Raw genomic sequence first — 15,930 nt, 5'->3', positions numbered from 1 at the left:
TGCCGATGAGAATGGACTTAAGCTTATTGATTTTAAGGATCTAAAGATTATGCTTAAATATATGGCGGACTTCTCTAGTGATATTTCAAATAAATATGGCAATGTAGCTAAGCAAAGTATAAATGCTATACAAAGAACTCTTATTAGATTTGAAAATGAAGGTGCGATTGACTTCTTTGGTGAACCATCTTTCGATGTAGACGATCTACTTGTGAAGAATGGTGAAAAAGGCACAGCAAATATACTTAACTGTACTGAGCTCTACCTTAACTCAAAGATGTATCAAGCAGTTGTAATCTATTTACTTAGTCAAATATTTACAAGTCTTGAAGAAGTTGGTGATCTTGATAAACCAAAGCTAGTATTATTCTTAGATGAAGCACATTTAATATTTAAAGACTTGAATAAGCAAATGCTTGAAAATATCGTTACTATTATCAAGCTTATTAGATCTAAGGGCGTTGGTATCTTCTTCGTTACGCAAAACCCTAAGGACATACCTGAAGAAGTTCTAAGCCAATTATCTAACAGAATCGAACACGCTTTAAGAGCCTACACTCCTAATGAGATTAAAAATGTTAAATACGCTGCAGATAGCTTTAGAAAGAATCCAAACTTCGACAGCGAAAAAGCTATACTTAATCTAAAAACTGGTGAAGCCTTGGTGTCTACGCTTAATGAAGATGGTGAACCATCTATAGCCGAGATAACTCTTATAAGACCACCTATGTCAAAGATTGGTATGATAGATGAAGCTGTATTTAATGACATTGTAAATAATTCTGATTTTAACAAAAAATATAAAGAGCCAATAGACAGAGAGTCTGCTTATGAGATACTTAGTGAAAGATATATTAAGATTAATGAAGAGATGGAAGCAGAAAAAGCGGAAAAAGATGCACAAAAAGAATACAGAACAAAGCAAAATCAAAAGAAGAGAAATGAAAGTACTGCCGATAAGATGTTAAAGAGAGTCTTCAGTGCCTTCACTTATCAAATAGGTAGAACTGTTGCAAGAGACATAATGAATACGATTAAGAGAAAAAAATAATAAATCAATGGCCAGAGCAAATGCTCTGGCCTTTTATATGCATAAAATAAGACTAGAGCATCTGCCCTAGTCTTATCTAATTTATATTCTTTCAACAAATATCTTTATTGTTTTATCGTTTAAATCTGTTTCTTCTACATCTAGTTCTTTGTATTCAATACTATCTGCAACTGTTTCTTTTAGTATAAAGTCTTTGAACTTATCAAAGATAGCTCTTAAATCACCATCTGCATCAACATAGATCTTTATCTTGTCTAGTACATCAAAGTCATTTTGCTTTCTAAGTTGTTGTACCTTTGATATAAACTCTCTTAAGTAGCCTTCATCAAGAAGTTCATCTGTTAACTTAGTATCAAGTATGATGAAGACACCATTTTCCATTTCGACATTAAAGCCTTCTTTGGACTCAATTCTTACATCTACATAATCTTTCTTGATTTCAGTAGCTTCACCATTAAGCTCAACTGTTTGATCAGCGTGGTCAAGCTTGTCCACAAAGTCTATGCTATTAACATTAAGTAGATACTTAGTGAAGTCCTTTATCTTTGATCCAAGTATTGAACCAGCAACTTTAAAGTTTGGCTTCAAGTTGAAGTTCATGTACTTTTTCAAATCATCTTCGTAGTAAACGTTCTTTACGTTAAGCTCTTCCTTGATTAAGTCAGTCAAGTCCTCTAAGTCTTCTCTGTACTTACCATCAATAACTATCTCGTTAAGAGGTATTCTTACCTTGATCTTAGCGTTTTCTCTTGATGATCTGCCAAGTTTAACTAGTGTACGAACTAAATCCATCTTGTAAATAAGTTTTTCATCTATTAGGTCTTTATCTGCCTTTGGATAATAGTCTATGTGAACTGATTCTAAATCGCCAAGTCTTTGATAGAACTCTTCTGCTGTATATGGGGCAAATGGTGCTATGATCTTAGATACTCCAAGAAGTATTTCATATGTTGTTTGTAAAACTGCCTTCTTGTCATCATCAAGCTCTGTAGCCCAGAATCTTCTTCTTGAACGTCTGATATACCAGTTTGATATATCTTCAACTACAAAGTCTTGTATCATTCTAACTACATTTGTTAATTCGAACTTATCCATCTCTTCTTCAATATTTAGAAGAAGTTTGTTGTATTTAGCAAGAATCCACTTGTCTATATCGCTTCTCTTTTCATATGGCACGTCTAATGTCTTTGGATCAATGCCATCAGTTTGTAAATACATGTAGAAGAAATTATAAACATTTCTTAGTGTGTTAAAGAATTTTGAGCTGATATCTTTTAGACCATCAACATCGACTTTCTTAGTTGTCCAAGCTGGTGATACATATAATAGATACCATCTTACAGCGTCTGCGCCATATTCATCGAATAACTCGAATGGGTCTATGGTATTGCCCCTGCTCTTGCTCATCTTTTTGCCGTACTTATCAAGTACCAAGTTATTTACAAGAACGTTCTTATATGGAGCCTTGCCAGTCATATATGTTGATATAGCAAGTAAACTGTAGAACCAACCTCTTGTTTGGTCTATACCTTCGCATATGAAGTCTGCTGGGAACTTGTGGTCAAAGTCTTCAGTATGTTCGAATGGATAGTGCCATTGGCTGAATGGCATTGCGCCTGAGTCGAACCAAACGTCGATTACATCCTTTTCTCTAGTCATCTTGCCATGACAGTGTGGACACTCTAGGTGAACGTCGTCAACATATGGTCTGTGTAATTCGATGTTTTCGTCTATTTCTTCGATAGCTTTTTCCTTAAGCTCTTTTCTTGAGCCAACGCTTTCCATGTGACCGCAGTCTTCGCACTTCCATATTGGAAGCGGTGTTCCCCAGTACCTTGATCTAGATAGAGCCCAGTCCTTTAGGTTATCTAGCCAGAAACCAAATCTCTTTTCACCAACATAGTCTGGATACCAATTAACTGTATTGTTATTTTCAACAATTTTGTCTTTAAACTTAGTTACTTCTATATACCAAGATGGCTTTGCGTAGTAAAGAAGTGGTGTGTGGCATCTCCAGCAATGTGGATAGTTATGCTCAATCTTTTGTTTTCTATATAACTTATTTTCTTTCTTTAATTCATCAATGATTAATGGGTCAGCGTCCATAACCCACATTCCCTTCCAAGGAGTATCTATGAATTTACCCTCTTCATCAACTGGATTTAAAACAGGTAAATCATATCTTCTTGATGTGTTATAGTCGTCTTCACCAAAGGCTGGTGCTGTGTGAACTATACCAGTACCATCTTCCATAGTAACGTAATCAGCTTCTGTTATGAAGAAAGCTTTTTTATCGCAAGGTAAATATGGTAGTAATTGTTCATACTCTCCCCCAACTAGGTCTGATCCCTTCATCTCAGCTATTATCTCATAATTTTCTGCATCTTTTTCAAGAGCTTGTTTGAAAAGCGCCTTAGCTAAGTAAAGTATCTCACCATTTTCTTTGTGTTTTATCTTAATGTAATCAAAATCTTTATTAACTGTTAAACTTACGTTTGAAGGAAGTGTCCATGGTGTTGTTGTCCATGCAAGATAGTACTCGTTATCAGCATCTTTCTTTTTGAACTTAACATAAGCTGATTCAGTTTTAATCATCTCATAGCCTTGAGCAACTTCGTGAGAAGCAAGTCCTGTACCGCATCTTGGGCAATAAGGCATAATCTTGTGACCTTCATAAATTAGTCCATCCTTAAACATCTTATCAAGTATATGCCAAGTAGATTCGATGTAATCATTGTCAAGAGTTATATATGGATTGTCAAGATCAATTAGATAAGCCATCTTTTCAGTCATCTGTCTCCATAGTGACTCATACTTAAATACAGACTCTTTACATTTTTCATTAAACTCTTTTACGCCATACTTTTCTATATCTTGTTTATTATGAAGTCCTAATTGTTTTTCAGTTTCAATTTCAACAGGTAGTCCGTGTGTATCCCAACCGGCTTTTCTGTTTACATAGTAGCCTTGCATAACCTTATATCTGCAGACAGAGTCCTTTAGTGTTCTACCACTTACGTGATGTATACCAGGCTTGCCATTAGCAGTTGGTGGGCCTTCGAAGAAAACATATCTATTGTCTTTATCTCTTTTATCGTTTGTTAATTTAAGTAGATCGATGCTCTTCCAATATTCAGATATTTGATGTTCTCTATCGGCTACGCGATCATTTGATAAAGCTTTTAAGTCCATAATTACCTCCTTGAAGCTTCGTACTTTGCTTCTATTTCTTTTCTAAGTTTATATACAAGCGTTTCACTATCAATCTCAACGCTATCATAATCAATACATTCACCCTTTTTAATCTCTCTTCTAAGGACGGCGCCTTCATTAATGACAGATATAGGCACTAAATTCTTTTCTCTTGACTTTTCAAAGTCTATGCACTTGCCATAAAAAGTGTAGCCACCGATATAGTCAAGCTTATCGCCTTTCTTCATATCCTTCTTAGCTATAGCAACTACATCTGAGTATGGTATTTCAGATATCGGCTTTATTGCTTCGAGCTTATCGAAGTGCGCCTTTAACACTGTGTTTATAGTCTCTATGCTGGTCAAATGGTAAGGTCTGTATAAAACATAATTTGGACCTTCGCCCATCTTCAAAACTCTCATTAAGTGATCAATCTTATTTAAATCGCTCTTTACTATGACAAAGACGCCCGGTGCAATGCCATTTACATAGTCGACTATGCCGTATGAATTAAGCACGCCGCCTTCTGATTTAAGACAAAGTTTTTTATCAAGGGTTTTTATATCGGATTTAATTCCGTGTCCGCCATCGACATCAACCCTATAGCCTGTCGCGTTACTCATAGTAGCCATCTCGACCATGGTCTTAGTGCCATCTACAAAGCTTGCAAGCATCTCTTTTTTAATGCCCTTTTCTTTAGCAGATTCACTAACTGTATCTGGATTAGCTTCTAAATCGACTTCATTATTTTTTCCCTTGCCTATGGCTAAAACTTCAAAGCCCATAATCTTCGCTTCATTATAAAGCTCAAGAACCGTTCCTGGCTCGTCACCATCTATGCCTGTGTATATAAGTCCTTTTTCCTCAGCTATCTTTGATAGTATAGTGCCAACGCAAACATCGCTCTCTAGATTGAATGTAATTACATTTTTGCCATTCATTAGTGCATTATAACTGATTTCAGTTCCGACTATTGGCTCGCCTGTCGCATCTATTACATAATCAATGTGTTCTGATTTGTATAAGAGCTCTTTGTCCTCGCATATATAATACTTATTTAAGTTCTTAATTTCATCAGTGCTAGTAATTTTAATTATATCTTCTCTTGCAATACCTGCTGCAAGATAAGCTTCTATCGCATCTTCAATATGTCTTGAAGATATTAGTAAGGGATTTAAAACCCCGCTTTGTATATATTGACTCACTAGTGCCTTGCCCATAAAGCCGGCTCCTAGTAAGGAAACATTTATCTTTTTACCTTTTTCTTTATATTCATAAAATTTCTTTTGATAATTTATCAAGCCTTCCACCTCGATCTTATATCATCATATGCGGCCATAGCTGATAGCCATGCAAAGCTTAGATTGTAGCCTCCACATGGACCGTCTATGTCAATGACTTCCCCGATGAAGTATAAGCCATGAACTTTCTTTGACTCCATAGTCTTAGCGTTTATCTCTTCAGTAGCTACTCCACCAAGGCTTATCTGGCCAATGCCATAGCCTTTATTTTTAATAATATCTAATTCAAAATCTTTTAATATTTTTACTATTTTATGTAAATTGTTTTCGCTTAAATCTTTAGCAAGCGTCTCTTTAGCAAGGCCAAGTCGATCTATCACAGGAATTATAAGCCTCTTGTGTATAAGGCCAATAAAAAATTCATCAAGACTTTTGTGTCCAATATCTTTTCTTCTCTCGCTTAATAAAGTAAACATTTCTTCTTCAGTAAAAGTGTAAAAGAAATCTATACTAAATTTGTAAGCACTTTCCTTGCCCTTAATGTATCTTGATAATTGAAATACTGTTGGGCCAGATAAACCATATTTAGTGAATAAAACATCGTCTTCATCATCTTTAATTATCTTACCCGCTTTTTTTAAACTCAATTTTGCTTTTACTCTTAGTCCATCTAGGTGCTTTAAGTACTTATAATCACACTCATATGGTACTAGAGCTGGCTTTGTGTCTATCACAGATATACCAAGCTCTTTTATTTGCTTAAATAAATTGGCATCTGAACCAAATTTTGGCATAGCAGCGCCGCCACAAGCTATAACTAAGCTTTTGCCCTTGTAAATATTTGCGTTTTGATCTTTAAGTACAAAGATATCCCCATCTTTATGAAAGCTTTTTACAAAGACATCAGTTTTTATATCTATATTATTTCTATCATTTTCATATCTAAGTACGTCAAGCACGCTTGATGCTTGTAATGACATAGGATAGACTCTATCTTCCTCCATATATGGATATATGCCCATGGCTTTGAACTTTTCTACAATTGCCTCATAGCCATATTTCTCAATCATATATGAAGTAAAGTCCTTATCGTTATAAGTGTTCTCATCAAGCTTAGTGTTAGTGTAATTGCACCTGCCATTGCCAGTAGTTAGAAGCTTTTTGCCGACTCTATCGTTTCGCTCAAGCATAAGTATATTTAATTTATCCTTATTAAGAGCACCAAAAAATAGTGCTGCCGCACCTGCTCCTATGACTATAGCATCATATGTCAATTCTATCCACCACTTCTTTTAATATCTTTCCAAAACCTTCATGAAAAACAAGTTTTGCATATCTATCATAAGATGTTTTATCCTTATTTATAATTACTAAATTGTCTGAGTTAAAGTATCTAATTAGTCCAGCTGCTGGATATACCTTTAGAGATGTTCCAGCTACTAATAAAAGGTCCGCGCTAGCTATCTCTCTAATAGCTTCACTAATCACATTATCATCTAGTGCTTCGCCGTATAAAACAACATCGGGCTTAATCAATGCGCCGCACTCATCACAAGTGCAAGCTCCTTTTGAGTGCTTGATGTACATCGCGTCAAATTCTTTATGACACTTAGTGCAATAGGACCTATTAATATTGCCGTGAAGCTCAATAACCTTCTTGCTGCCAGCGTCTTGATGAAGATTATCTATGTTTTGAGTGATGACTGCTTTGAGTATACCCATCTCCTCAAGTCTTGCAAGCGCCTTATGTCCTTCGTTTGGCTTAACATTTTCGTAAATAACTTTATCTCTACAAAAGTCAAAGAATATATCTGGATGCGCATGATAAAATAAATTACTCAAAACCACTTCTGGTTCATATCCTTCGTAAAGCCTGTCATTATAAAGGCCACCTGCTCCTCTAAAGTCAGGTATACCGCTCTCAGTCGATACACCTGCGCCTCCAAAGAAAACCATGTGCTTTGATTTTTTTACTTCATCTACTAATAGATCAATATCAAGCATCCTTCTTAACTCCATTTAAAATTGCGTTTAATAAGATACCAACAATTGCTGCTAAGCTTAAACCGTTAAGGCTGATGTTAGCAGTTATTGGAAGTTCTATAGTAAAGCCGAATAGTTCTTTAAATAATCCGCCTGAGAAGCCTATGAAAAGAATTGCTGCCATTACTATGATATTTTTAAGATTAAATTTAACATGATTATCTTTAATATTTTTAATTCCTATAAAGCCTATCATTGAGAATAGCATGATTGATATACCACCCATAACTGCTTGTGGTATAGTTCTTAAGAAGCCTCCAAGCTTACCAACAAAACCTAGGATGATGGCAAAGACTGCTGCAAGTCTTAGTATAGATGGGTCGTAGTTCTTTGTAATCGCTAAAACTCCTGTGTTTTCGCCATAAGTAGTGTTAGCTGGTCCACCTATAAGTGAAGCAAATACTGTAGCAAGACCATCGCCAAGTAAAGTTCTGTTTAAGCCTGGATCTTCTACGAAGTTTTGTCCAACTACTGCTCCATTGGTAGTGATATCGCCTAAATGTTCCATAAATACAGCAAATACAATAGGAACTATAATTATAATAGCTTCAATATCAAATAGTGGCAAAGTAAAGTTTGGCACCGCAAAATATTGAGCATTATTTATTGCTGTAAAGTCAACAAGGTGTAAAGCAACTGATAGTATATAGCCAAATATTACTGCAACGAGTATAGATATTTGCTTTAAGAAACCTTTTACTAAATATGGCCAAGCTATAGCAAGTGCTAGAGTAAGTCCAGCAACTATATATGATGTCTTTGCCATATTAAACGCTGTTGGCAATAGATTGAAGCCTATAACTATAATCATAGGTCCAATTACTTGTGGTGGCAGTATCTTTTGTATTTTTTCTATGCCTATGCCTCTGATAAAGAACGAAAATAATACATAGACCAAACCTGCTACCAGCATGCCGCCTTGAGCGTATCTAAGATCGCCATATTGCTCTGCTACTTGCACAATAACTGGTATAAATGCAAAGGATGAGCCTAAAAATACTGGCACTTTTTTCTTTGTGCAATAGTGGAATATAAGTGTACCACAACCAGCACTGAAAAGCGCTACAGATGGATCAAGTCCTGTAAGTATAGGAACTAAAACTGTAGCTCCAAACATAGCAATCAAGTGTTGCAAAGCTAAAATCGATTTCTTAATACTAAGAGATGCTTTCATCTTATGCCTCCAATTCTTTTAATTTTTCTGCTTGTTCGTGAGTTAGTAGAGCATCTATCATCTCATCTAAATCCCCGTTCAAGAAGTCTTCCAATCTATATAAAGTTAAATTGATTCTATGATCAGTTACTCTTCCTTGAGGGAAGTTATATGTCCTAATTCTTTCAGATCTGTCTCCTGAACCTACTTGGCCCTTCTTAAGCTTTGCTAGTTCATCGTTTTGCTCTTGTAGCATCTTGTCATATAGTCTTGATTTAAGAACCTTCATTGCTTTTTCTTTGTTCTTTAATTGTGATTTTTCGTCTTGACAAGTAACAACTAGTCCTGTAGGAACGTGAGTGATTCTAACAGCTGAGTCAGTTGTGTTAACGCATTGTCCGCCGTGTCCACTCGCTCTATATACGTCTATCTTTAAATCATTTTCATTGATTTCAATTTCTACGTCATCTGCTTCAGGCATAACAGCAACAGTCGCTGCTGATGTGTGTATACGGCCTGAGGCTTCAGTTTCAGGAACTCTTTGAACTCTGTGTACACCTGATTCGTGCTTTAATCTTGAGTAAGCGCCTTTACCATTGATCATGAAGATAACTTCCTTAAAGCCGCCTATACCAGTTTCGTTCGTACTCATGACTTCAGTTTTGTAGCCTCTCTTGTCGGCGTACATAGAATACATTCTAAATAAATCTCCTGCAAATAATGCAGCCTCTTCACCGCCTATACCGCCTCTAATTTCAACGATAACGTTTCTGTCGTCATTAGGGTCCTTTGGTATAAGCATAATCTTAAGGTCTTCTTCAGCCTTGGCAATATTTTCTTGTAAATTCTTTAAATCTTCCTTAGCAAGTTCCCTCATCTCATCATCAAGGTTCTCACCAAGCATCTCTTCAGTATCTTTAAGCTCATTTAAATAACCTTGATACTCTTTATATCTATCAACAATTGGCTTTAAGTCAGAGTATTCCTTCATTGTCTTTTGATACTCTTTCATGTCCTTCAAAAGATCTGGATCCATAACCTTTTCGCCAAGTTCTTTATACTTGTCTTCTATAAAATTTAATTTTTCTAACATTTTCTCATCTCCTAAATGCAGGCAGAAACAAATCTATCAAAACCTTCAAGGTCTTTATAGATTTTAATATCTTTATAATTATTCTTTTCTAATATATCTTTTACAATATTTCCTTGATCGTAGCCAATCTCAAAAAATATCATGCGTTTAATCATTTCTCTAGCCTGTCTAATGATTTTCTCGTAGTATTCATATCCTAAATCCCCGCCTACTAAAGCAAGTTTAGGCTCCTTAAATATATCCTTTTCTAAACCCATATACTCTTCACTAGAAATATATGGTGGGTTTGATATAAGTATATCATAAGTTTCACTAATATTCTCAAATAAATCAGATAAAATGAAATTTATGGATAAATTATTTAATTCAGCATTTTCTTTAGCTAAATTTAGTGCATCTTCAGAAATATCTGAACAGCTTACTTCAGCTAATGGATTTTCTTCTTTTATAGCAAGAGCAATGGCTCCAGTTCCTGTACACATATCTAATACACTATCACTTGGCTTTATAAAGCCATTAACAATGTCGATTAAGTCTTCCGTACAAAACCTAGGTATCAAGGCTCTTTCATCAGTTTTTAGAACAATATTTCTAAAATACTTCTTGCCTATGATGTAAGCCATGGGCGTATCATTTAACCTCTTATTAAGAAGTGCAAAAAACTCTTCTTCATTAACTTCAAAATCTTTGTTCAAGCTTAAAAACAGCTTATCCTTGCCACTTAGATGCTCTAAAAGCATATAAATCTCACCCATAGGATTAGGAATATTTTTCCCCGATGCTTCTATATCAGCTAAAGCTTTTCTTATTATATCTTTAACTACCAAGCGTCCAAACCTTCTTCATTAGGTATTACCTCTTTAACGGCAGCTATAGCTACTTCAACCATATCGTCGTCAGGCTCCTTGACTGTAGCTATCTTTTGTAGCCAAAGTCCTGGTTTAGCAACAGCTCTACAAAAGCCAACATTGTCGTACTTGCCTATGAGTCTATTGATCTCGTATGATATAGCAGCTACTAGTGGCAGAGCTATAATTCTTGAAACTATCCTCATTACTGGCGATGGCCAGCCGAAGAATGATAGCACCACTATTGATACAAGCATAACCATAAATAAGAAGCTTGTTCCGCATCTTGGATGGTATTTGCTCATCTTTTGCACATTTTCAACAGTAAGATCAAGTCCATTCTCATAAGCAAAGATGGTTTTGTGTTCAGCGCCATGGTACATGAATACTCTCTTTAAATCTTTTTGATTCGATATTAAAGTAATATATATTAAAAATATAGATATCCTTATTAAGCCTTCAACAAAGTTTAGTAAGAATATATTATTGATTTTATCCTTTAAGAAGTTAGCTATGAATGTTGGAATTACAACAAAAAGTCCTATAGCTATAAAAAAAGAAAAAACAAAAGTAAAAATATTAAACAAAGTATCCTTAAATTTACTAGTTTCTTTTTTGTCCTCTTCATCGTCATAAAAAGAAGCAGAATAATAGAGAGCTTTAGTGCCTTCAGACATTGAGTCCACTAGCTTAGATATGCCTCTTACGAATGGAATCTTGAAGATGAGCTTATTATTCTTAGCTGATTCATCTTTGACCTTGACTTCTATCTCACCATCAGGTTTTCTAACGGCAACAGAAGTCATTTGTGGCCCCTTCATAAGTATACCTTCGATTAAAGCTTGTCCACCTATACTTGTTTTAAAATTCTTTTTCATTTTTTCACCTATATAATGAAAAATTAGCAGAAAAAAGTCTGCTAATTTTCGTCTTTTTTGTATCTCTTCTTGAATTTCTCTACACGGCCACCACGTTCAGTAAATTTTTGTTTACCTGTAAAGAATGGGTGACATTCAGAGCAAACTTCTACTTTTAACTCATCTCTTGTTGAGCCTGTAACGAAAGTGTTACCACATGCGCATGTTACAGTTACTTCTTTAAATTCTGGATGTATGTCTTTTTTCATTTATTTCACCTCTCTTACCTCATTAACCACTAAATTATATCATATAAATGTTCATATTTCAAGTATTTTTTATAAAAATATAATATTTTTTTCTTTATTACTTATTTTTAAACACAATATCTATTTACTAAGTCCGGCATCTCTCATAACTGCTTTTATAATCCTTTGATTTTCTAGGTAACCTGTCTTGTCCTCTTCACTCTCTTGAACAATAATATCTGGCACTGTTTGATCTAATTCATTGATAGAACCAGACTCTGTTACGCCCATTATATTTGAGAATCTCAAAACAAAAGAAGTATTAGGAAGGTCAACTTGCATTGGGTCAAAACCAATACCATCACCACCAGTTCTGCTTCCAACTAATGTAGCTAATTTAGTTTCTTTGCAAAATGATGCTAGCATCTCAGCTGAAGAATAAACTCCATTATCTACTAAAAGATATATCTTTCCTTTGAAGTGAATAGATTCTTCACTTGGCTCAACAGACATATTCCAAGTTGTATAGCCGTCAAAATTACTAAGAATCTTTTTCACATCATCGCTAAATGAGGAATTATCTAAAAATGTTTTTACATCATTGTCAAATTGCTCCTGTCTAAAGATTTTTTCATATAATTTTCCAGATTTAATAAAAAGATAATTTTTTGTTTCATATTTTTTATCTATTATTTTAGGAAGTAAGAAATCAGTCCAATATCGGCTATCGCCACCGCCATTACCTCTTATATCAATTATTAAGAAAGGATAACCATTTATCTTATCAAGATAATTATAAACAAGTTCTCTATCTTGATTGATAAATTGGTAATCTATAAGTGACTTGATTCGAATATAAGCGAGTTTATCTTTAATTATATTCTCTGTTATAATATTATTAGAATAAGTCTTATTCACTTCATCGTCTGTCTTCATATTTGCATCCACAAATCTCTTTACTGTTTCATTGTTAATATTGTATCTTCTTCTAACATTGTCTTTCTCATACATTTTAGCAATATCATGTCTCCACCAAACTATCGGAAAATATTTATAGGTTATATAATAATCTATCCCCAATTCAGTAGGCATTAAGTGAGTATGCCGATTATGAATCTCGCCTAAAACATAAGTCATTCTAGTAAAAAAGTCTGCATCATTTTTTGATTCTGCAATATATGCTTCATACTTCTCTTTATTAGCAAGCCAATCAACGCCATATAATTTTTTATTAACTTCAAAAAATGGATAATGCTCTTTCAAAGTATTGTATGCGAAGTTAAAATCTTCTATGTAATCCTCTTTGCTTAAATTAAATTCTTTATGCTCCAATTCTTTTAAATATATTGTCCTTATGTCATTAGTCTTAGTGTTAATATAGAAATTGTAAGAAAAAATCGATGCTATTAATAATAGCATTATAAGACAAAATGATATGATGGCATTCTTTTTCATGATTCATATCCCCTTCCGTGCAAATTTATATCTATAAATATTATATCACATGGAGATTAAAAATCAACTTAAGAAAATAAAAAAAACATACTGATTCGATAATCAATATGTTTTAGATATATCTTATTTAATTAATTCTAATGAGTACTTTGTTGTTTCATAATTAAGCTTAGCTTGTATCGCCTTCATCTTCTTAAGGTTTTCATCAAGTATCTCTTCTGACTCTTCTAGTGAGTGAAACTTAAGTATATTGTTGCCATCTATCTCTTTATTTTCATTCAGATCATCTAGGTCATCTTTTATTTGAAAGCTCATTGCGAATAGCCTAGAGAAGATTAAAACATTTTTCATTGTGTCTTCATCTTTATCAGCCAAAATACATGGAACTAGAAAAGCTATATTAAATAGTCTTCCTGTTTTATTAAGTATCATTGTCTTGTACTCATCGTAAGTATATGTGCCTGTCTCGCCACTTTCCATGCGAATGTCTTCTGACTGACCAAGTATCATGCCTTTAACGCCTGATGACCTGTACATATAGCTCATTGCTTTTAAGATATTTTTATTGTCATTGTCTCTAAGCTTATGAGCTAAATATTCCATAGATAGGTTCAAAAGTGCGTCGCCACACAAAATTGCGTTTGCTTCACCATATTTCTTGTGAACTGTAAATTTACCTCGTCTGTAATCATCATTATCCATAGCTGGTAAATCATCATGAACTAAGGAGTAGTTGTGTATTAGCTCAAGTGCTACCGCAAAGGCGTTTATTAGCTTCTTATCAAGCTCTAGCTCATTCCCAAGGCTATATAGGATAAAGGGTCTAAGCCTCTTACCCGCGTCGTATGAAGCGTATTCTATGGCCTCCGAGATGACATCGTAATTAAGATATGGCTTTAGTTCCATAGGAAGCCTCTTGTCAAAGGCCTCTTTAAATGCATTAATATTCATCATCGTCGTAGTCCAAGTCATCGTCGTGCACTTCGCCAAAGTCTTTGAATGAGTCTATAGTCTCAAAATCATTGTCTTCAACGTCATAATCAATTTCTTTTGATAGATTTAAGTCATCTATCTCAATCTTTTTGATTTTCATCTTAGCTTCACTTAATTTTTTATTCAATTCTTTGTATAATTTAACTGCTTTTTCAAATTCATCTATGCTTTCATCCAAACTTAGCTCTTGACTTTGTAATTTTTCAAGAATATCATCTAAGTTATCTAAAGTTTTTTCATAATTTAATGTCATTATTTACCTCCAAAACATGAGCTTTAATACTGCTGTTGTACGACTTAATAAATATATCCATACCTTCCTTGATATCATTAGCATCTTTTATGGTCTTATTATCTAAATCACTTACTAAGAAGTAACCTCTTCTTAAAGTCTTGTAAATATCGTTTATGGTAAGCCTTAGCTTAAACTTTTGCAAATCCTCCGTCATTGCGCTTAGTTTATTGTTCATAGCTTGATGGATATTAACAATTCTCTTGTCAATAGTGTTATTTGCTTCGTCTATCCTTTTACTTACTGAAGAATAAATTAGCCTTGAAGCGAGCATATCAACTTTTTTCTCCTTAGCATAAATATACTTATCCATCTCTTTTTTAATTAATATCATAAGATTATTTGTCTTTGAATAAAAATTATCAATTAGAGTTTTGGTGTTTAAGCTATTAATCAAATCTCGTTTATTCTTTAGATTGGCTTCTTCACTTGAAATATAGTGATTCATTAAAAAGCTTATCTGCAATATATTTTGATCTAGTAAATCTGGCAGTTCATAATAGTACTTTGATATAATCTCAGCCGCTTCAGATGGCGTCGCGCATCTTTTGTCTGCAACAAGGTCCGCTATAAAGCTATCTATCTGGTGACCAACGGCTGTCATAACAGGTATCTTTGACGCGAATATCTTTCTTGCCATGCTCTCGTCGTTAAAAACAGCTAGCTCTTCGTAACTTCCACCGCCTCTAGCTATAAGTATGAGATCTACATCATCCTTTTGATTGAAGTAATCCAGTCCACTGTTAATATTAGCTACAGCCATATCCCCTTGAACGAAGGAATCATATAGAATTATGTCAATCAAATTTGTCCTTCGTCTAAGCACCTTTACTATATCTCTAAAGCCTGCGCTCGTTGATGAAGCGATGAGGCCAAGTCTTTTTGGGTACTTTGGTATTTCTTGTTTGAATTCTTCGTCAAAAAGGCCTTCCTTTTCAAGCTTCTCAAGCGTTTTTCTAAACTCTCTTTTAAGTTTACCTATGCCAAGCTCTTCAACGTAATCAACATTGATCTGGTAAGTGCTGTTTTGGTCGTAAGTAGACATCTTTCCTTTTATAAAGACCTTCATGCCATTCTCAAGCATGATTTCTTCTTCATTCTTATAGCAATAGAAGGCGCACTTTATCTTTGAGCTCTCATCCTTAATCAAAAAGTACAAGTGACCCGAATTGTTTTTCTTGTAATCAGCCACTTCACCTTCAACGTATATCTCCTGCAAAAGAAAATCGCTCGCCAAAACGTCCTTTATGTAGTCATTAAGCCCCGTTACCGTGAACTTATTCATTATAGTAATTCCTTACGTAGTCACCAAGTATGGCGTTGATAAATTTATATGAGTTATCGTCTGAAAAGTTTTTAGCTATTTCTACTATATCATTAATAATTATTTGATAAGCAATTTCTTCTTCTACATATATTTCAAAGATAGCAAGTCTTAGTAGAGCTCTGTCAATATATGAGAGC

The 15,930-nt window shown here is 34.3% G+C and carries 15 protein-coding genes; 1 reads left to right on the top strand and 14 read right to left on the bottom strand.

Annotated elements, in window-relative coordinates; translation table 11 throughout:
- A partial coding sequence (locus tag Q0E71_RS04655) for a helicase HerA-like domain-containing protein (RefSeq protein ID WP_294796516.1) occupies positions 1-1,051 on the top strand: 1,051 nt, incomplete at its 5' end.
- Positions 1,052-1,132: 81 nt separating this feature from the next.
- On the opposite strand, the gene ileS is transcribed toward Q0E71_RS04655, so the two are convergent.
- From ileS to Q0E71_RS04585, 14 genes are all read right to left on the bottom strand, one after another.
- On the bottom strand, positions 1,133-4,243 hold the full coding sequence (gene ileS / locus Q0E71_RS04650) for an isoleucine--tRNA ligase (protein WP_294796514.1): 3,111 nt from the start codon (positions 4,241-4,243) through the stop codon (positions 1,133-1,135).
- Positions 4,244-4,245: 2 nt separating this feature from the next.
- Positions 4,246-5,544 carry an NAD(P)H-dependent oxidoreductase gene (locus Q0E71_RS04645; protein WP_294796512.1) on the bottom strand — a complete coding sequence of 433 codons (1,299 nt, stop codon included), beginning with the start codon at positions 5,542-5,544 and terminating at the stop codon, positions 4,246-4,248.
- On the bottom strand, positions 5,541-6,758 hold the full coding sequence (locus tag Q0E71_RS04640; RefSeq protein ID WP_294796511.1) for an aminoacetone oxidase family FAD-binding enzyme: 1,218 nt from the start codon (positions 6,756-6,758) through the stop codon (positions 5,541-5,543). Before Q0E71_RS04640 ends, Q0E71_RS04645 begins: the two co-directional genes overlap by 4 nt.
- Complete coding sequence (locus Q0E71_RS04635; RefSeq protein WP_294796508.1) at positions 6,748-7,488, bottom strand: NAD-dependent protein deacylase; 741 nt, start codon at positions 7,486-7,488, stop codon at positions 6,748-6,750. The genes Q0E71_RS04640 and Q0E71_RS04635 overlap by 11 nt, the downstream gene beginning before the upstream one ends.
- Positions 7,481-8,701, bottom strand: coding sequence for a uracil-xanthine permease family protein (locus Q0E71_RS04630; RefSeq protein WP_294796506.1), 1,221 nt, complete (start codon positions 8,699-8,701; stop codon positions 7,481-7,483). The genes Q0E71_RS04635 and Q0E71_RS04630 overlap by 8 nt, the downstream gene beginning before the upstream one ends.
- 1 nt (position 8,702) lies before the next feature.
- Positions 8,703-9,773: a peptide chain release factor 1 gene (gene prfA / locus Q0E71_RS04625; RefSeq protein WP_058260432.1), complete on the bottom strand. Its 1,071-nt coding sequence runs from the start codon at positions 9,771-9,773 to the stop codon at positions 8,703-8,705.
- 11 nt (positions 9,774-9,784) lie between these two features.
- Complete coding sequence (gene prmC, locus Q0E71_RS04620; RefSeq protein WP_294796504.1) at positions 9,785-10,600, bottom strand: peptide chain release factor N(5)-glutamine methyltransferase; 816 nt, start codon at positions 10,598-10,600, stop codon at positions 9,785-9,787.
- A complete protein-coding gene (locus Q0E71_RS04615) occupies positions 10,594-11,499 on the bottom strand; it encodes a DUF1385 domain-containing protein (protein ID WP_294796501.1) in 906 nt (301 codons plus the stop codon). The genes prmC and Q0E71_RS04615 overlap by 7 nt, the downstream gene beginning before the upstream one ends.
- A 41-nt stretch (positions 11,500-11,540) precedes the next feature.
- Positions 11,541-11,747: a 50S ribosomal protein L31 gene (gene rpmE, locus Q0E71_RS04610; RefSeq protein WP_019213484.1), complete on the bottom strand. Its 207-nt coding sequence runs from the start codon at positions 11,745-11,747 to the stop codon at positions 11,541-11,543.
- Between the two features lie 120 nt (positions 11,748-11,867).
- Complete coding sequence (locus Q0E71_RS04605) at positions 11,868-13,181, bottom strand: S41 family peptidase (RefSeq protein ID WP_294796498.1); 1,314 nt, start codon at positions 13,179-13,181, stop codon at positions 11,868-11,870.
- A gap of 123 nt (positions 13,182-13,304) precedes the next feature.
- Positions 13,305-14,135 (bottom strand): polyprenyl synthetase family protein, encoded by an 831-nt coding sequence (locus Q0E71_RS04600; protein WP_294796496.1) that lies wholly within the window; start codon positions 14,133-14,135, stop codon positions 13,305-13,307.
- Positions 14,122-14,427, bottom strand: coding sequence for an exodeoxyribonuclease VII small subunit (gene xseB / locus Q0E71_RS04595; protein ID WP_294796494.1), 306 nt, complete (start codon positions 14,425-14,427; stop codon positions 14,122-14,124). The genes Q0E71_RS04600 and xseB overlap by 14 nt, the downstream gene beginning before the upstream one ends.
- On the bottom strand, positions 14,411-15,751 hold the full coding sequence (xseA, locus tag Q0E71_RS04590) for an exodeoxyribonuclease VII large subunit (protein ID WP_294796491.1): 1,341 nt from the start codon (positions 15,749-15,751) through the stop codon (positions 14,411-14,413). Before xseA ends, xseB begins: the two co-directional genes overlap by 17 nt.
- A partial coding sequence (locus Q0E71_RS04585) for a transcription antitermination factor NusB (protein ID WP_294796489.1) occupies positions 15,744-15,930 on the bottom strand: 187 nt, incomplete at its 5' end. The genes Q0E71_RS04585 and xseA, both read right to left, overlap by 8 nt.

The sequence above is a fragment of the uncultured Fenollaria sp. genome, assembly GCF_934202865.1.
Lineage (GTDB): Bacteria > Bacillota > Clostridia > Tissierellales > Peptoniphilaceae > Fenollaria.
The sequence above is the reverse complement of the archived record's forward strand: the minus strand, read 5'-3'. Positions and strand labels throughout refer to the sequence as shown.